The 18,780-nt window shown below is 28.6% G+C and carries 19 protein-coding genes and 1 pseudogene; 15 read left to right on the top strand and 5 right to left on the bottom strand.

What is annotated here, in order from left to right:
• Positions 1–148: 148 nt before the first annotated feature.
• From JJC05_RS01920 to JJC05_RS01870, 11 genes are all read left to right on the top strand, one after another.
• Complete coding sequence (locus JJC05_RS01920) at positions 149–949, top strand: hypothetical protein (protein WP_235878098.1); 801 nt, start codon at positions 149–151, stop codon at positions 947–949.
• 57 nt (positions 950–1,006) lie between these two features.
• Positions 1,007–1,858, top strand: coding sequence for an SH3 domain-containing protein (locus tag JJC05_RS01915; RefSeq protein ID WP_235878097.1), 852 nt, complete (start codon positions 1,007–1,009; stop codon positions 1,856–1,858).
• Positions 1,859–2,204: 346 nt separating this feature from the next.
• Entirely contained in the window at positions 2,205–3,974 is a 1,770-nt protein-coding gene (locus JJC05_RS01910; protein ID WP_235878096.1) for a hypothetical protein, read from the top strand.
• Between the two features lie 43 nt (positions 3,975–4,017).
• Positions 4,018–5,208, top strand: coding sequence for a peptidoglycan DD-metalloendopeptidase family protein (locus JJC05_RS01905; protein WP_508625124.1), 1,191 nt, complete (start codon positions 4,018–4,020; stop codon positions 5,206–5,208).
• Between the two features lie 89 nt (positions 5,209–5,297).
• Entirely contained in the window at positions 5,298–5,711 is a 414-nt protein-coding gene (locus JJC05_RS01900) for a hypothetical protein (protein ID WP_235878094.1), read from the top strand.
• Entirely contained in the window at positions 5,708–6,223 is a 516-nt protein-coding gene (locus JJC05_RS01895; protein ID WP_235878093.1) for a hypothetical protein, read from the top strand. The genes JJC05_RS01900 and JJC05_RS01895 overlap by 4 nt, the downstream gene beginning before the upstream one ends.
• A gap of 326 nt (positions 6,224–6,549) precedes the next feature.
• Complete coding sequence (locus JJC05_RS01890) at positions 6,550–7,092, top strand: hypothetical protein (RefSeq protein ID WP_235878092.1); 543 nt, start codon at positions 6,550–6,552, stop codon at positions 7,090–7,092.
• Between the two features lie 302 nt (positions 7,093–7,394).
• Complete coding sequence (locus tag JJC05_RS01885) at positions 7,395–7,730, top strand: XAC2610-related protein (protein ID WP_235878090.1); 336 nt, start codon at positions 7,395–7,397, stop codon at positions 7,728–7,730.
• An 854-nt stretch (positions 7,731–8,584) separates the two neighbouring features.
• Complete coding sequence (locus JJC05_RS01880; protein ID WP_235878088.1) at positions 8,585–8,803, top strand: hypothetical protein; 219 nt, start codon at positions 8,585–8,587, stop codon at positions 8,801–8,803.
• Between the two features lie 306 nt (positions 8,804–9,109).
• Entirely contained in the window at positions 9,110–9,949 is an 840-nt protein-coding gene (locus tag JJC05_RS01875; protein ID WP_235878086.1) for a DUF3828 domain-containing protein, read from the top strand.
• 164 nt (positions 9,950–10,113) lie between these two features.
• Positions 10,114–10,323 (top strand): hypothetical protein, encoded by a 210-nt coding sequence (locus JJC05_RS01870; protein WP_235878084.1) that lies wholly within the window; start codon positions 10,114–10,116, stop codon positions 10,321–10,323.
• A 257-nt stretch (positions 10,324–10,580) separates the two neighbouring features.
• Here the strand turns inward: JJC05_RS01870 and JJC05_RS01865 are convergent, their stop codons facing one another.
• The 4 genes from JJC05_RS01865 to JJC05_RS01850 form a co-directional block, all read right to left on the bottom strand.
• A complete protein-coding gene (locus JJC05_RS01865) occupies positions 10,581–10,982 on the bottom strand; it encodes a DoxX family membrane protein (RefSeq protein ID WP_235878082.1) in 402 nt (133 codons plus the stop codon).
• A 23-nt stretch (positions 10,983–11,005) separates the two neighbouring features.
• Complete coding sequence (locus tag JJC05_RS01860) at positions 11,006–11,539, bottom strand: carboxymuconolactone decarboxylase family protein (protein ID WP_088391722.1); 534 nt, start codon at positions 11,537–11,539, stop codon at positions 11,006–11,008.
• 65 nt (positions 11,540–11,604) lie between these two features.
• Positions 11,605–12,465 (bottom strand): helix-turn-helix domain-containing protein, encoded by an 861-nt coding sequence (locus JJC05_RS01855; protein WP_088391720.1) that lies wholly within the window; start codon positions 12,463–12,465, stop codon positions 11,605–11,607.
• Between the two features lie 279 nt (positions 12,466–12,744).
• Positions 12,745–13,884, bottom strand: coding sequence for an acyl-CoA dehydrogenase (locus JJC05_RS01850; protein WP_235878784.1), 1,140 nt, complete (start codon positions 13,882–13,884; stop codon positions 12,745–12,747).
• 87 nt (positions 13,885–13,971) lie between these two features.
• Between JJC05_RS01850 and JJC05_RS01845 the strand changes: the two genes are divergently transcribed.
• From JJC05_RS01845 to JJC05_RS01835, 4 genes are all read left to right on the top strand, one after another.
• Positions 13,972–15,051, top strand: a complete 1,080-nt coding sequence (locus tag JJC05_RS01845; protein WP_088391716.1) for an anhydro-N-acetylmuramic acid kinase — start codon at positions 13,972–13,974, stop codon at positions 15,049–15,051.
• A 72-nt stretch (positions 15,052–15,123) separates the two neighbouring features.
• A complete protein-coding gene (locus JJC05_RS16390; RefSeq protein ID WP_258929406.1) occupies positions 15,124–15,252 on the top strand; it encodes a hypothetical protein in 129 nt (42 codons plus the stop codon).
• Positions 15,243–15,695 carry a chalcone isomerase family protein gene (locus JJC05_RS01840; protein WP_258929745.1) on the top strand — a complete coding sequence of 151 codons (453 nt, stop codon included), beginning with the start codon at positions 15,243–15,245 and terminating at the stop codon, positions 15,693–15,695. The genes JJC05_RS16390 and JJC05_RS01840 overlap by 10 nt, the downstream gene beginning before the upstream one ends.
• Before the next feature lie 88 nt (positions 15,696–15,783).
• Positions 15,784–17,010, top strand: coding sequence for a Glu/Leu/Phe/Val dehydrogenase dimerization domain-containing protein (locus JJC05_RS01835; protein WP_088391714.1), 1,227 nt, complete (start codon positions 15,784–15,786; stop codon positions 17,008–17,010).
• Positions 17,011–17,237: 227 nt separating this feature from the next.
• On the opposite strand, the pseudogene JJC05_RS01830 reads toward JJC05_RS01835, so the two are convergent.
• A pseudogene (locus tag JJC05_RS01830) lies at positions 17,238–18,771 on the bottom strand (YifB family Mg chelatase-like AAA ATPase).
• Between the last annotated feature and the right edge of the window lie 9 nt (positions 18,772–18,780).

Genomic DNA, 18,780 nt, shown 5'->3' with positions numbered 1-18,780 from the left:
AAATACAGAAATAACAAATACTTTACCAATTAATGAAGATAAAAAAGATAGTACTTCTGATGATTTAATAGAAAAAAAAGAAAACTTTGAATTAATTGAAGTAAAACAAATATCTAATAACAAAACTGTAGATTCAATTGTATCAAGATTGAAATCGATAAAAATTAATATTACTGACAATAACATCATTATAAATAATATTAAAGCCCAATTTACTGTCAATAAATCAAATTCGAAAAATTTATTTGGTCAAAATTATATATACAAATATTATTCTGACTATCTGTCCAAAAATTACAAAATCAACATACAAAATGAAGTTGATTATATTGAAGTGAGTTATGAAGATTCTCAAAAGTATCCCTTTAAGGATTTTTTTATGGAGGGTGGTATTGCCGTTTTTACTAATGGCTATCTAATTTTACAATACTCTGATTACTTAATAACTTTCAGAAAAAAATCAAGCAATAACAACAATTCAAATAATCTAGTATCTCTCCCATTTGATTATCAAAAATACACAAATGACTGTTACTTAAAAAATAATGCTGAATGTGATAAAAGATATCCTCAAATTCAAGGTAATGAATTGAACTTAGTCACTAGTTTAATTAATAAAAAAATCAACAAGAACAAACCTTATGCAATTTATCATATTGATAATGGTGGGTTATCTTTCGAGACATACATAATTCAAATTCGTGATGATATAGAAGAATATTTTTTAAATCATTTAATGATAAATGTAAAAAACAATATACTGATTTCTAAACAACTGATAGGAATTCAATTAGATGGTGATGCACCCGAAGATCTGACTTATACTGCTAAAACATTTACTTTAAATAAAAATCTAAGTATAGATATTTTCGAAATGAGATTTTCCAAGATTTATAAAAAAATAGAAAGTTATAAATTAAACTCTGATGGAAGTTTATCTAAAATTTAAATAATAGAAAACGGCTTAAAACCGTTTTTCTCAACATTCTTGACAAAGTAAAAACCAATGAAAAAATTCATTTATCTAGCATTAATAGTTGTGTGTTTTTCTTGCAAAAAAGATAATTATATAACAAATAATTTTAACGATTCAAATAAGGAAGACACATCTAAACTTAATAATCAAGAAAGTAACAGTTTAGAAAATCAAGAAAATTCAATAGAATTTGGCAATTTATTCAATGAAGGATCTCAAATAAATTTTACTCCAAGCGATTTAGTTAATCCAAGCAATGAAGAACAAAAAGAATTTAAAAAAAAATTATCTGAATTTGAAAACAGTATTCCAATTGAAGATTTCGATCCAGAGAATTTAAAAATTTTAATTAACAATTCCACTTATTTTGATTCACAATACTATGTAAATAGTCAATGGCTAGACTATTTTATCAAAAAATTCAAATTAGAAAACTATCTTGATTCAATTATGCAAGAAGCAATAAAAAATGAAGACTTTAATGCTGTGAAAATTATTATTGCAAATAATTATATAGTCAATTTGACAAATATAGAAATGGCAAACGAAAGAAAATCTGAACAAAAACTTCTAATTGAAAGAGATGTAAAAGAAAACGAAAACTTTTACATAAAGGAAAAGTCAAAAATAGATGAAATAATTATTCTTTTAAATAAAAAATTTAATTCAAATATGATTTTTGACAAAGATGGTTATTCAAATCTAAGAAGTAAGCCAAGTTCAAATTCAGATATTATGACAAAAATAAATACCAATGAACATATAATAGTTCTTAAATGTATTGAAGAAGATGTTGAGGAAAGCAAAAAAGGATGGTATTATATCGAGACAAAAGATGGTAAAAAAGGCTATGTACACAAATCAAGAATTGTATCAAAATAAATAAAAACGGCCGTAATGCCGTTTTTTGTTGTACGTTCCTTGACAAACTAAAAAATAAAGGAGGCATATCTGATATAAAAGAAGGGAAATAGAAAAGACATAATATGATAATATCATTCCGTATAAATCTGTCTTTTTTATAAATAAAAAAAGCCTCCACTATTTTATTTTCTTCAATTCCTTATCAATTAAAATGAGATTGATTTTCTACACAATAACACAAATATCAAAATAATAGTAAATAAAAAGTACAAAAATTGATAAGAATATTTAAATTTGACAAAACAACCAAATGTTTAACAAAATATTTTTAAACATTAAAAACTAACTAAAAAACAGATTTATAATGAAAAAAGGGATATCTGTAATATCAGGCGTAACCTCGCCCACAGTAGGCGAAAAAATGACCTACCACATATCCGAATGGTACCCCAATACCCCCTTATCCGAAAGAGAAAAAGCCAACGTTACTTGGGAACTATTCAAAAAAAGAAGCGATGGAAGATTTACCACCACCCATGTTAAGAAAAAAGGAGACAGCAGTTTTACCTTTGGCGAATCTTCGGCAGGAGAAACCTATCGATTAGAAGCCTATTTATACCAACCCGAAGGAGGCGGATTAATCATAACCCCCAAAGCCAGCAGAATCCCCAAAATATGCAAAGTAGACCTAACCTATGTAGACGATAGTAAAGGAAGTGTTTTTAGTTTTACAGAAAAACTACGAGCCAAAGCGCATTGTGTAAATATGTTTAACAAAGAAATCTTATTTACCTTATGGGAAGACGACGCAAAAGGCAGCGGACACAATGCCTCTAACAAACTCATCGATACAAAGAAGGCAAAAGTAGATTTATATGGTAATGTTGTAGTAGACTTTATGCTAACCAAAGCCTTGATGAAGAAAGCCATGCAAGGTGAAACAGATATACGAGAACTAGAATTTTATGTAACAGTAGAATATTACAAAAATAAAAAGCACACAACAACAAACGTAGATATACAAAATCCATTACCTACAGAAAATACCCCACCTTCTCAGCCTACGGGAATAAAAAAAGCCAAAGGTTCTCCAGCTGAAGAAAAACCAAAAAGCAAGAAAGAGGAAAGTGGCTTATTAAACCCTATTTCCGAAACCTTAGGCGAAATATGGGATTGGGTAGAAACCCAAGGAACCGCCCTAAGAGACAAACCCCACACCATTGAAATCCCGGAGGGAAAAAGCCCCGCTATTGTGGGGAAAACGAAGAGTGAGAAGGCTTCGGTAGAAGCTATTATTGATGCTTACTTTGCCAAGGAAGAATTTACAAAGGAAACAATTGAAAAAACTGGAAATCATCAATATATATTTAAAAGTGATAATAAAAATATAGATAAAGACAAAATTGCCACTATCATAAAGAAAAAAGTAGATGCAGACCTAAAGAAAGATAAAAAATATTCGAAACTAGAAGATATAAAAGCTGCTTTAACTAAAACTACTTATGCTAAAAATGAAGTAATCTCTTTTGACCTCTATAAGCTAGGGGCTAATTTTGTTAAAATCAAGAATGCTCCACTAGAAGATGAAATATATGTAGTAGCAAAAACCGTATTGCTAGATGGGAAAGAAGTAAACATTAAAATAAAAGAAAAAGAAGAAATTTTAATAGCTAAAACTGCCGATTTACCCGTTCAAGAAGCGAAAAAAGAGGGTGCAGAACTAACCACATTAAAAGCTACAGTAGAAAAAGGAGAAGCTAAAATAAAAATTAAGCTACGCCCAAAATCTGATGAAGATTTAAAAAAGTGGAAAGAAAAACTGGCTGGAATAAAAGACGGACAGTATACATATACTTTTGGAGGTAAAAATGACACTAGTACCGATGCTAAGAAAAAAACGGTTGCTGGCGTAATTATTAAAAAAATAAAAGACGAATTAGCTAAAAATAAAAAATTTTCTAAAGCTGAGGATATTGTAAAATCATTGGCAAATACCTCGTATGACAAAGGCGAAAAAATCACTTTCGACACCTACAAAGTACCGACCGAATACCTATGGCTACAGGCAGAATGCCAAGGTAACGTTAAAAAACACGAAGGTGAATTTTTGAAAAAAAGATGGGGAGTATTTTGAGATAGGGAAAAAATGTGAGTGCGAAGCTAGAATAAGAGCATTTATGAGGATGTTAAGAGTTGGTGAAGGAACAGATGGAGAAAAAGGCTATACAAGACAATACAGTGGTAAACAGTTTTCTGATATGAATGACCATCCACATGAGGTAATAACTTCTGGAAAATATTCTTCCTCTGCTGCTGGAGCTTATCAAATAGTGGCTGACACTTATGATGGTCTAGCCACTTATAGAACCAAATATAATATTCCAAATTTCAATCAAGAATCTCAAGACAAATTATGTGTAGTAATTTTAAAACATAGTTACCAAGATGAGAGGCCTAATAATTTTTATAATCCAACATATTGGAAAGATAAAGAAAAAAAAATTAGAGATTACGAAAAGGAGAACATAGCAAAAGAAAGAAGAAAACGCTTTAAAGGACAAAATGGGGACATTATTAAAATGATTTTAGATAATAATTATGAAAAAGCAGTTTTGTTGTCAGCTCTTTGTTGGGCAAGTCTTCCCGATTCTCCTTATGGTCAGCCTACAAAAACAAAAGAAGATTGTAAAGCGAATTATGAAAAGTTTCTTAAAGAAGAGTTGGAAGAAAAATCAGATTTACATATTAAAAAAGGTTTTCTAAAAGAATTTGGATATAGTTGTGGTTGTAATAATGATACTTGTCCTGATGATTTTTCACAATGTTTTAACTATGCAGATGTTTGGGATAATCCAGAAATAAGTAGTGATAATGGAGGTAAAAATAACAACCGTTATGGCTATAATTCAACTCGTGGTCATAAAGGGATAGATATTTTGTCAGGTCCTATATATAAAGATGTACATTCTTTAATGTGTGGCACTGTGGGAAAAATTGTTGATACATTTAAAACAAATGAATACAAAGAGCATAGTTTAGGAAATACTCTGATGATAAAATCTAAAGATAAGGATGGCAACGAAATTTTTATTTTATATTGTCATTTAGATGAGATTTATGTACAAGAAGGAGATAAAGTAAAGCATGGGCAAAGAGTAGCGAAATCTGGAAGTACAGGCAATGCTTCTTATAGCGGGTTGCCAAATGGGGTTAAAGGACATGGTATTGAGAAAGAGTATTGGCATTGCCATATAGAAGCAGCTACAAAAGGTGAAGGCTCAAATAATTTTTTTAATTTGGGAAGTTATAGAGTAAAAGCTGAAGATTATATGAAAACAAAATTTGATGAAAATGGTAATAAAATTTAGTATTATGAAATCGCAACTATCAACGAGTTTTTTATAAACAAATATCAATGATGATAAGTGATTCTGTATGACAAATAAAATTTAAAAGTATGAAGCAAATAATAAAACTTGTAATAATTAGTTTTTTGATTATTTCTTGTAATGGACAAAATAATAAGAAAGTTGAAATCAGACAAGTAACTAATAAAGGTGATAATTTAGAACAAAATATTAATTTTTTAGACAAAAAGTATCTAAAAGGATATACTTTAAACATTGATGGATCATCTTTATCAGAACATCCTATAATGAGTTATCTTGATTGCAATAAAGAAGGATTGTTTACACTGCATTTTGTGCCAAGAACAGATTCATTGAGTTTTTTTTGGACAGAGGGGTATTTTAAAAAATACAAATACGAATATGACGATGCAGAAACAGAAAATAAAAATATTAGCAATCTTTTGGATAACAATCTTAAATCGTATAATATTTTTTCATACACAGTAAAAAAGAATATTTGACAGGTAATCCTTGTTCATTAGAAGCTGTATATCTTAAAAGTAATACAATTGCAGAAATTTATATTTTTGATCAAAATAATAAAGTTTGGAAAAAACTAAGAGATGTAAAGTCTCAAACCCTTCCTGCTTATCACGACAATAATTATTTTTCAAATTTATTTCCAGATTTATTTTCTTTTGAAAATAATAATAAAACAAATTCTTTAGGAACAACATTTAAGACAGACAGAATAAAAATTAAAGAAGATTTATATCATTCTAAAAATTTAGACAATTTATTCAATTTGAATGGAGCAACTTATTCGCAAGGAAAAACTTATGTAAATATTGATTACAAATATCAATTGGAAACAATAAACATTATCGATATTAAAACAAATGAAATTAAAGACGTATATATTTTGTCAAAGAAAGATGAAATCTTATGCGATACACTTAAAATCAACAAAAAATTAATTATTGATACAAATATCATAATTAAAAAGATAATAATAAAAAAGCGTTTTGTTTAAGGACTGCTAAAAACAATGAATTAAGTGCTATTTATATATTAGATAAAAATAATAAACTTTTAAAAATGCCTATAAACACCAAAATAGAATCAGCAGGAATTATCAATTTAGATGATAGAGATTAACCCGAAAGCCAAGACGACACTAAAAACACGAAGGAGATTTTTTGAAAAAAATTTGATCTTATTTTGAAGTTGCTATGAAATACAACATATAATGGAGTGGGCTTACAAAAATAGATATAGTATCTTTTTTTTTGAGAAAAAGGTTGAACCTGAATTATATGAAAACAAAATTTGATAGCAATGGAGATAAAATATAGAGTGATGAAACAAATAATTAAAATTCTTTTATTCAGCTTCTTGATTACTGCTTGTAACGGCCAAGTTACAAATAGCAAAAAACTGAAAACCTATAAAGACAATACACAAAATCAAAACACCAATAAGGAACAAGTACCTGTTGATTTTTTTGATAAAAAATATTTTAATGGTTATATGATTTCATTTGGTGATTCTGATATATCTGAGCATCCGTATCGTTATTATTATAATTATAGAAATAAAGAGGTACAATGGTTTGCCATAAGTTATGTACCAAAAGACATAAGTTTACGCAATTATTGGTTGAACTATCTTCAAGATCCTAATACAAATGAAATTGGAAAGAGCTCAGAAATTGAAAAAATAGTCACAAAAAAATTGAATTTATATAACATTTTTGCAGTTTATATACCTAAAATATACTTAGATGTATCAAATGGAGAATCGGAAGAAGCAATGTTTTTTAAAAAAATACCGAAATTTATTTTTATGAATATAATCTTTCAGAAAAAAATGGAATTTTCTAAAAAAATTAAAAACAAATAATCCTTTAATCGGAAAATATGATTTTTTTTATAAACAGTTTCCACAATTATTTTCTTCAGATACTGTTTCAAAATCAAGAAATAATGAAATTGAAAATTTTTCAACATCTAAAAAATTTAAATTTAAGTTCCAAGTTTCTACAATCAATAACGACGAAGACAATGAAAAACAAAAATTAATATTACTATAAAAAATATCGAAACAAATAAAAATCAAGAAATTGATTTTGTACCAGAGATGTTATATACAAAAAGAACAATTTAAACTCTTCAATTCATTCCTATTTTAATCCTAAACAGGAATTGATAAAAACTTCAGAAGGGATTGAACAATATCACGATTTTATATTACTAGATTTTAATTTTGATGGTCTAGAAGATTTTGCAATAATAAATTATGAAGGAAGTAATGGAGGTCCTCAATATGCTTATTACAAACAAAACTCTAAAGGACAATTTGAATTGGATTTACAGCTAACTGATGATATTAGATTATTTCCTATAGAAATTAATAATAAAGGGAGAAATTTGAAATTTGGTCATCCTTCTGGATGTTGCAAAATAAATACATTTGTTATCAAGATTCAATCTAATGGAAAATGGAAAGAAACGTATTCTAAGTTAGATGATATTAAATAACTAATAGCCATAACTTTTTGGGAATCATATCTGATTTCTAGATAAAAATTAAAATGAAGCAGAAAGCTTTTAAGAATAAAGTTTTGAATATTAATTTGAATAAAAATTAAATTTGACTAAACAAGAAAAGGTAATGTAAAATGAAAATAAAAAACTTTTTCAAAAATTTATTAGTCGTGCTTACTTTTATTAGTTGCAATGGACAAACAAAAACTTCTGAAATAAAGTCAAAAAAGAAAGTTCAAAATCATCTATTGTAGATAATTTTAATGCAGAAAAAAACTTCATTTTGATTCAGAGAAAAAAGTTATATACTCAACTACATTCATTAAAAATTTAGGAAAATTCACAATTTATTATCTTCCTATTTCTAAACAAAACATTGATTATTACGATAAATTTGAAGTAAATAACAATATTAAACCCTTATATGAAGAATTAAATTCAGTTAATTATTATTCATCAAGTGATGAAAAAAAAATTGATCAAATACTCAAAGCTAAAGTAAAATTTGAAAACGATTTTTTAATAATAAGTACATTCATCCCTAAAGAATATATAAATATTCAAAGTGAAGAAGATTTTAGTATTGGATTCCCTTTCATACAAAAATACTATAAAAAGAACAAGGAAATTGGTCATTTTTAATTGATAAAAAAATTAAAAATGCTAATGAAGAACAAAGCTTTAATTCGAAGGAATATTTTTTTACATTTTATCAAAATAAAAATTTAAACAAAAAATATTCAATCAATGGAAAATGGTAAGTTGATTGTAAAAATGGGCTTGGAAATTTAAATATAAAAGATAAAGAGGCTTCTTTAGTAGTTCTTTATAATCAGATATATATTGATATGTCAGAAATTAAAAAAAATGATATTGAAAATGGGGTATCTTATAAGTTAAAAGAAATCCCTGAAGATATTGGAAATATTGGACGTAATTTAAATTGGAAAGAATATTTAAATGATGAGCCAATAGCATATATAAAAATGATAAATGATAAAACTATAAAATTTTATTGGTATGGTTTTTATAATGAAAAAACAAAAAAAGAGAATTTAAAGAAATAAGTTTTAATCAAGAGAAGCAAGGAAAAGAAATAATACTGAAATTATGTAAATAATAACCGACATATTTAAGTATTAAAACCAATAAATGAAGTATTTATTTTATATACCGCTACTATTTCAAGTTATAACTTGTAAATACGAAATGCTTAATCCTTCACACCCTCAAAAGAAAGATTCGTATATTAATTATAATAAAATCAACAAACATCTCAATAATTCTGTAGATAAGAGTTCAATAGAAAAAAAATACTCAATTTATAGATGGGAATGATTGTAAAATTTTAATATTATGTTAATTAATTATATATGAAAAAAGTAATCCAAATAATTGTTTTAAGTTTTTTCTTTCTTACATGTAAGAAAAATCCAAATTCAGAAAATTTAAATTCAGAAAATTTAAATAATATATATTCTAAAGATTCTTTAGTTGTTGAAAATGATTCTGTTCAAGGTATATTAATGTTAAATGAATTTTATTCAAAATTTTATTTTGATGACAATATTAAGATTGATAATGAGCAATTGAAGTCTTATCTTTCTGAAAAAATTAAGTTTAAAATTGATAGTTTAAGAAATGAAGAAAATTATGTTTTAGATTATGACCCTTTTATAAAAGGACAAGACTATAATGGTGAATCAATCAAAAAAACTTTAAAAATCATTTCTTTAGATAATAAAAATCAATTTAGAGTAAGCTTTAGATTATTCGACAACAAGAATGAACAAAGGGTAAACGTTGATTATTTATTAGAAAAAGACGATAGTGGGAAAATTTTAATCAACAGTATTTTAAATGATAAATATTTGAATTTAACTACTTCAAATTCAAGGAAATCACTTTCGAATTCAGAAAACATTGGAGATTTAAAAATAATTAATTGGATAGGAACTTATAATGGGACATTTCTAAGACTAAAAGATGAATCATCTGATCCTAGAGGTTGGGCAAACTTCAATATTAAAATAGATAAAAATTTTCAAGATTTTTATCTATTTAGTTATGTAGAAGAGAAAAATTCAAAGCTAAAGTTAATAAACACAAATAATGATGAGTTAATTTTTAGAATGGATGATAATAATACAATTAAAATTAAGAAAGATAAAAAAGTAAATATACACTTGAAAGCTCATACATTGACAGTTTAACAGGTAAAAAAAATATCCTTTTATTAGAGAAAAAATAAAGGCCATCTAGTAAGTAATGAAAAATTTTCTAAAGCTGAGGATATTGTAAAAGCATTAGCAAATGTCTCGTATGACAAAGGCGAAAAAATCACTTTCGACACCTACAAAGTACCGACCGAATACCTATGGCTACAGGCAGAATGCCGGGTAACGTTAAAAAACACGAAGGGGAATTTTTGAAAAAAGAGGGGTCTTATTTTGAAATAGGAAAAAAATGTGAGTGTGAAGCTAAGATTAGGACTTTTATGAGAGTATTGAGAATAGCCGATGATTTTATTTCTAATAAGCAGGCCAATTATACGCATTTTTTGATGAAGAATACTGGTGCTTTGTAGAGACTAAAGATGGTAAAAAAAGCTATGTACAAATCAAGAATTGTATCAAAATAAGTAAGAGGCTGTCTAAGTGCACTGACCCCAAATAGTATCTAACTTTTTGGTGCAGTGCATTTTTTAGACAGTCTCAAAACGAGTTGTATAGCTAAGAAAAAATATTTTTTTTCTTAGCCTTTACTTTTTTATCACAAAATATAATGCGGAATTTGTTATAAAGTCTGCTGTCATACATTTTTTTAGTAAGGCTAATAAAAATTTTATGTTTTAGATGTAAAATTTTTATTATCAAATTCATTTATGCCGAGACCTAATAAAGTACCTAATAAAGCAATATGAATCATAATATTCATCCAATTTCCTGATGGTATATGAACCGTCGCTAGGGCAATAAACATCACAAGTGATAAAAAGCTGTAAGAATAAAAAAGTTTTTTATTAATAATAAGAAAAATACCAGCAATTAATTCTAATAAAGCTAAAATAAGGGCTAAAATAAAAGTTCCTTTATCGCCTAAAAAACTCCAACCAGTAGATTTTAAAAAATTAGCCATATTTTGTAAACCTACACCTCCTAAAAAACCTTCAAATAATTTTTCAAGTCCGCCCCAAATAAATAATAGACCAAAGGCTATTCTGATGATTAAATTTCCCGATTTCATTTTGATAAAATTTTAAAAGTTAATTAAAGTTCAGATGCAATTGGAAAGTCAATGGCAAACTCCGTTAAATTGTGTAGGTAATTACTAATTATTTTGTCTCCTACGATAATAACGAGATCAATTAAATTGGCTTCTGTATAGCCTGCAGCAAAAAAAGAGGCTTTACTTGTTTCAGTTGCTTTACCACGATTTTCTACTACTGAAGCGGTAAATTTAGCCAAAGCGTCTAATTTAGGATCAAAAGAAGCAAAACCCTTACGAAGTTCTATTACCTGCTCTTCTGTAAAACCATTCATCTTACCTAGCATAGTATGGGCTGATAGACAATAACGGCATCCATTAATTTGACTTGTTACAAGATTGATTACTTCTCTTTCCTTTGCCTTAAGTGTACTTTTTCTATTTTGCAAAGTAAGATAATCGCTTAATGCGGTTTCATTTTTTGCGTAATAAGCGTATAAATTAGGTATAAAACCTAAGTTTTTTTGAAGATTGTCAAAAATTACTTGATTGTTTTCTGATACTTCTTCTCGAGTTGGAATTGTAAACTTTGTCATTGTTTTATTTTTTATGTTATTGGAATAATTACAATGCAAAGATCAGGTAATAGTAAGATCAAGGGTTAGGTTTTCGTTCCCGATGAGTTGGCAATATTTCCCAATAATGAGTTTTTAAATTCAGAAGGGCTGATTTTTTCAGATTTTTTAAAAAAACGACTAAATGATTGTATGTCTTCAAAGCCAAGTTCGTATGCTATTTCTTTAACTGCCTTATCAGTATACCTAAGCATTCTTTTGGCTTCTAAAAGTTTTCTTTCATGAATGATTTGTAAAGGGCTTTTTTTAGAAACTTGTGAAAAAATATTAGCCAGTGTTTTTGCTGATTTATTTAATAAGCTGGCATATTCTTTTACGGTATGTTTTTGTTTAAAATGTTGTTCTACCAAAAAATGAAATTCTCTAACAATATCAATTTCTTTTGTCTCTAATTTAAATAAGTTTTGTTGTAATTTGTAAATGCGTGTACAAAGAATAATAAATCTTTTTAACATCATTTGAAGCATTTCTAATTGTAAACTATCTTTTGATTGCATCTCAATTAAAAACATTTGCCATAACGTTTCAAATTTATCAATTTCATCTTCTGGTATTTGAAAATAAGGTAATTGATTGGCTCCATAAAAGAGTAATCCCTTGCAGCTTACTTCGCTGTCATGATCTTTAACACAATAAAATTCACGATTAAATTTTATAACCCTTGCTGCTTCTAAATGATCAATTTCAATTTTATGAAAAGATGTAAGACATAAAATAGTATTATTAGCAAGATTTAAAGTATTTCCTTCATAAGAAAAATCCGCTTGGTCACTTTTTATCCATATAAATAAAAGAGGATAAGATAAAGTGTTGTCTAATGTTAATAAACTGCCAGTATGGAGGTTTATTAGTTCTATGTATTCATTATTTAATCCGCTATATATCATTAGAAAGAGCTCTTTAATAAAGTTTTTAGTGGCTTTAATGTGTAAAAAAACAAACTCAAATATAATTAAAATAGTTCGTTTAAAAGAAAGACTTTATTATATCTTATATAATGGTAATATATTTAATAAAGCAATTGGAAGATATGAATGAAGAATGAAATTGAATATAAAAAGTATGAGCTCGATAAGTTCGAGCTCATATTCTAATTAAAGCAATTATAAACTAATTGATGTTTTTGAGTGCAGTGTATAACGGCATTCTTTTTATATAGGATAAAATTATTTTATTAAACCTCTAGAAATAACAATTCTTTGAATTTCAGAAGTTCCTTCATAAATTTGAGTAATTTTAGCATCACGCATCATTCTTTCTACATGATATTCACTAACGTATCCGTTACCACCGTGTATCTGAACTGCTTCTATTGTTACATTCATTGCAGTTTCTGAAGCAAATAATTTAGCCATTGCGCCAGAATGAGATATATCTTGTCCTGCATCTTTTTCACAAGCAGCTTTTAAACAAAGCATTCTTGCAGCAGTAATTTGGGTAGCCATATCTGCTAATTTAAAAGCAATAGCTTGATGTTGGAAAATTGGTTTTTTGAAAGCTACACGTTCTTGTGAATATTTTAATGCTAAATCGTAAGCACCAGAAGCAATACCTAAAGCTTGAGAAGCAATACCAATACGTCCACCATTTAAAACAGCCATAGCAAAATTAAAACCAAAACCATCTTCACCTATACGGTTTTCTTTTGGTACTTTTACATCCGAAAACATAAGAGAATGTGTGTCAGAACCTCTGATTCCCATTTTTTTCTCTTTAGGGCCTATAGAAAAACCTTCCCATCCTTTTTCAACGATAAAAGCATTGATTCCTTTATGTCCTTTTTCAGCATCTGTTTGAGCAATAACGATATAGGTAGAAGCAGATCCACCATTTGTTATCCAGTTTTTAGTGCCATTTAATAAATAATGATCTCCTTTGTCAATTGCCGTCGTTTTTTGGGAAGTAGCATCTGAACCAGCTTCAGGCTCAGACAAACAAAAAGCACCAATAACATCACCTTTAGCAAGAGGAACTAAATACTTCATTTTTTGCTCTTCACTAGCAAATTTTTCCAAACCTGCGCATACTAATGAGTTATTTACGGACATGATTACAGCTGCAGAAGCATCAATTTTAGCTATTTCTTCCATAGCCAGTACATAAGAAACGCTATCTAAACCTGCTCCTCCATATTTAGGATCAACCATCATACCTAAAAAGCCTAGTTCAGCCATTTTTTTTACTTGTTCCGTTGGAAATATAGAATGTTCATCTCTTTCTATAACACTCGGTAATAATTCAACCTGAGCAAAATCTTTTGCAGCTTGCTGAATCATTAAATGTTCCTCGCTTAAATTAAAGTTCATTGTATTTTTGTGTTTTTGTTTTATAAAAGTTTTCAAATATAGTTATTTATACTAATTTACCAATAAGTTTGATTATTTTTGCAGGTTATGGAAAAAAAGTTTTTTAATGTTATAGGCGTTATGTCGGGCACCTCTTTAGACGGGGTTGATTTAGCCCATATTTTTTTCAAAGAAGAAGATCAAACTTGGAAATTTGAAATATTAGAAGTAGAAACGGTACCTTATGACCAAGAGTGGGTATTAAGGTTAAAATTAGCTGTAAACTATAATCAACAAGATTTAGAAAAGTTAAATGAGGATTATACGCTATATCTAAGTTCTATCATTAATAAATTTATAAATCAATACCAATTAAATAATGTAGATGCTATTTGTTCACACGGGCATACTATTTTACATCAACCAGAAAAAGGTATTACCCTACAAATAGGTAATTTACCTATGATAGCTCATTTAGTTAAGCAGACGGTAGTGTGTGATTTTAGAGTTCAAGATGTTAATAAAGGAGGACAAGGAGCCCCTTTAGTTCCCATAGGAGATCATATTCTGTTTTCAGATTTTGATTATTGTTTGAATTTAGGAGGATTTTCTAATATTTCATTTCAACTATTAGATAAAAGAATTGCTTTTGATATTTCTCCAGTAAATACGGTTTTGAATTTCTTTGCAGAAAAAACAGGAAATAACTTTGATGACAAAGGAGCTATGGCTAGATCTGGATCTATTAATCATTCTTTGTTAATGAAGTTAAATCAATTAGCCTATTATCAATTACCTTTTCCTAAATCTTTAGGAATAGAATATGTAAAAAGTCAAATATTACCGATTATCAAACAATTTGAAGGTTTAAGTATTCCAGATATTTTATGCACATTTTCAGAGCATATTGCCGTTCAAATTAAAAATGTATTATTAAATAAATCAGGGAAAATGCTAGTTACGGGAGGAGGAGTGTATAATGATTATTTAATTGAAAGAATCAGAAATAATAATCCTAATATAAAAGTTTTAATTCCTGATCAAAAAATAATTGAGTTTAAAGAAGCATTAATTTTTGCATTTTTAGGCGTTTTAAAATTAGAAAATAAAATAAATGTACTCTCCAGTGTAACAGGCGCTTCAGAAGATCATTCGGCAGGTTACATATATAAGATTAAATCAGAATAAAGCAATCATTTTTTGGAATAAAATTTAAATGTGGTACATTTGTATTACCCTAAAATATTGAAAATTATGAAATTGAAAAAGTTATTTTTTCTTGCTTTAATGTGTACCGCTTTTATCTCTAATGCGCAAACACAATTTGAAACAGACGGCGTAATAGTTCCCAGAACTATAGAGGTAAATGGAGGAAAAAAATTCAATTAAATGGATTTGGAACTCGATCAAAGGCTTGGGTTGATGTATATGTACAAGCTTTATACTTAACTGCTTTATCTCAAGATCCACACGTGATTATGGATAGTGAAACAGATATGGCTATTCGTATTGAAATAATTTCAAAAATGGTTACAGCTCGTAAACTAACTAATGCAATGGAAAAAGGGTTTGAAAAATCATGTGGAGAAAAATTAAACGCCATGATGCCTAAAATTAACCAATTTAAGTCATTGCTTTCGGAAGAAATAGTGAAAGGAGATGTGTATGTATTATCTTATAATCCCAAAGAAGAAGCTATTACAGTTACTAAAAATGAAAAATTAAAAGGTAAAGTAGAAGGAAAAGACTTTAAAAAAGCTCTTTTTGGTATTTGGTTATCAGATGAACCAGCAGATGAAGATTTAAAGAATGAACTTTTAGGAAAACATTAAAAGAATAAGTCCTTGAAAAAAGTTGTGCAAAATAATTACATTTGCACAACTTTTTTCATAAAATACACATCTAAAATTAATATATAATATGAAAGAGCTTTTAAAGAAATTTGAAAATAAAGAACCAGAAGTAGTATTTCATTGGAAAGATCCAGAAACAGATGCAGAAGGTTGGACTGTAATTAATTCATTGCGTGGAGGGGCTGCAGGAGGAGGAACTCGTATGCGTAAAGGTTTAGATATGAATGAAGTTTTATCTTTAGCTAAAACAATGGAGGTTAAATTTTCAGTTTCTGGACCAGCTATAGGTGGAGCAAAGTCAGGAATTAATTTTGATCCAAATGATCCAAGAAAAAAAGAAGTCCTGCAACGTTGGTATAAAGCCGTATCTCCCTTGTTGAAAAGCTATTATGGTACAGGAGGTGATTTAAATGTAGATGAAATTCATGAAGTAATACCAATGACCGAAGAATGCGGTGTTTGGCATCCACAAGAAGGTGTTTTTAATGGCCATTTTAAGCCTACTGAAGCAGATAAAATCAATCGTATTGGACAATTACGTCAAGGAGTTGTAAAAGTTATAGAAAACACAACTTTTTCGCCAGATATTCATAAAAAATATACCGTAGCTGATATGATTACAGGTTACGGAGTTGCACAAGCCGTAAGACATTATTATGATATTTATGGAGGTAATGTTGCGGGTAAAAAAGCCATTGTTCAAGGTTTTGGAAATGTGGGATCAGCCGCTGCTTTTTATTTAGCAGAAATGGGAGCCAAGATTGTAGGAATTATAGATAGAGAAGGAGGGCTTATTAATAAAAACGGTTTTACTTTTGAAGAAATTAGAACGTTATTTCTTAATAAAGATGGCAACAAATTAGTAGCAAATAATATGCTTTCTTTTGCCGAAATTAATAAAGAAATTTGGACTATAGGAGCTGAAATTTTTGCACCATGCGCCGCTTCTCGTTTAGTTACAAAAGAACAAGTAGAAAACATGATAACATCAGGATTAGAAGTAATCTCTTGTGGAGCTAATGTTCCTTTTGCCGATAAAGAAATTTTCTTTGGTCCTATTATGGAGGAAACAGATAGCAAAATAAGTTTGATTCCTGATTTTATTTCAAATTGTGGAATGGCTCGCGTTTTTGCTTATTTCATGGAACGAAAAGTACAAATGACAGACGAAGCTATTTTTAATGATACTTCAGATGTTATTAAAACGGCTATCCAAAAAACATTTGATTCAAGTTCTGATAAAAAGAATATAAGTGCAAGAGCTTTTGAAATAGCCTTAAACCAATTAGTATAATTTTTATAGTCTTTAAAAAATAATATTTTAAAAAGAAATAAGATTTAAATGCAATACGAATTGTTTTGTTTCTTGCTTCTTCAAATTTCCTTTTACTGATTAAAGTAAGGTGATTTTTGAATTAAAATAATAAGATTTCAACTTTTTGAATCGTTTTAATTTTTATAGATTTATGTAAAAAGAGAATATCATAATTTTTTGAATATTCTCTTTTTAGTTGTAAAATATTACCCAAGCCAGCCTTCTCGGTCTAAACTCCTGTATTGTATTGCTTCCGCTATATGATCCGCTTGGACATTTTCTGAATTTTCAAGATCGGCAATCGTGCGAGACACTTTTAAAATTCTATCATAAGCTCTAGCAGATAAGTTTAAACGATCCATAGCAGTTTTTAATAAATGGATAGAATCGGCATCTAAAAGACAATATTCTCTTATTTGTTTTGTTGTCATTTGAGCATTGTAGTGTAAATGATCATATTTTTCGAATCTTAAACTCTGAATTTCGCGTGCTTTACAAACTCTCTTTCTAATTTCAAAACTAGATTCTGATGGTTTATTATCCGAAAGTTTTTCAAAAGGTACAGGGGTTACTTCTATATGTAAATCTATTCGATCCAACAAAGGACCTGATATTTTACTCATATAACGCTGCATTTCATTAGCAGTGCCACTTAATTTAGAATTAGAATCATGAAAATATCCACTAGGACTAGGATTCATACTAGCAACAAGCATAAAAGAAGAGGGGTAGGTAATGGTAAATTTAGCTCTTGCTATTGTTACTTCTCGATCCTCTAACGGCTGTCGCATTACTTCCAAAACTTCTCGTTTAAACTCAGGTAGTTCATCTAAAAAAAGAACACCATTATGGGCTAAAGAAATTTCGCCAGGTTGTGGATAACTACCTCCTCCAACTAAAGAAACACTTGAGGCAGAATGATGAGGTGCTCTAAAAGGACGTTGATTCATTAAGCCTGAATCCTTAGCTTTTCCAGCAACACTGTGTATTTTAGTTGTTTCCAATGCTTCTTTTAGTGTCATAGGAGGTAAAATGCTGGGTAGTCGTTTGGCTAACATAGTTTTACCCGATCCAGAGGTCCAATTAAAATGATGTTATGACCTCCAGCTGCCGCTATTTCCATACATCTTTTAATAGATTCTTGCCCTCTTACTTCTGCAAAATCAAATTCTGCAAAATCAATAGTTTTAAAAAATTCTTCACGAGTGTTGATTTTTGTAGGCTCTAGTTGTATTTTCTTTTCAAAAAAATCAATAATTTCACGTACATTTTCAATACCATAAACCGCCAAATCAGATACAATAGCTGCTTCATTAGCATTTTGTTTTGGCAAGAAAAAACCTTTAAAACCTTCTTCTCTAGCTTTTATAGCAATAGGAAGAGCTCCTTTTATAGGTTGTAAACTCCCATCTAAAGAAAGTTCACCCATTATAATGTATTCCTTTATTTGGGCTTCATTAATTTGTCCAGAAGCAGCTAAAATACCTATTGCAATTGTTAAATCATAAGCAGATCCTTCTTTGCGTAAATCGGCTGGGGCCATATTTACAATTATTTTTTTCCAGGAAATTGATAATGATTATTCTTAAGAGCAGCTGCTATTCTAAAACAACTTTCCTTAATGGTACTATCAGGTAGTCCTACTAGATGATAACCAATCCCTTTTTCTGTATTTACTTCTACTGTAATAGTAGTAGCATCTACACCAAATACGGCACTTCCAAATACTTTTACTAACATGGCTTATAT

The sequence above is a fragment of the Flavobacterium davisii genome, assembly GCF_019565505.1.
Lineage (GTDB): Bacteria > Bacteroidota > Bacteroidia > Flavobacteriales > Flavobacteriaceae > Flavobacterium > Flavobacterium davisii.
The sequence above is the reverse complement of the archived record's forward strand: the minus strand, read 5'-3'. Positions and strand labels throughout refer to the sequence as shown.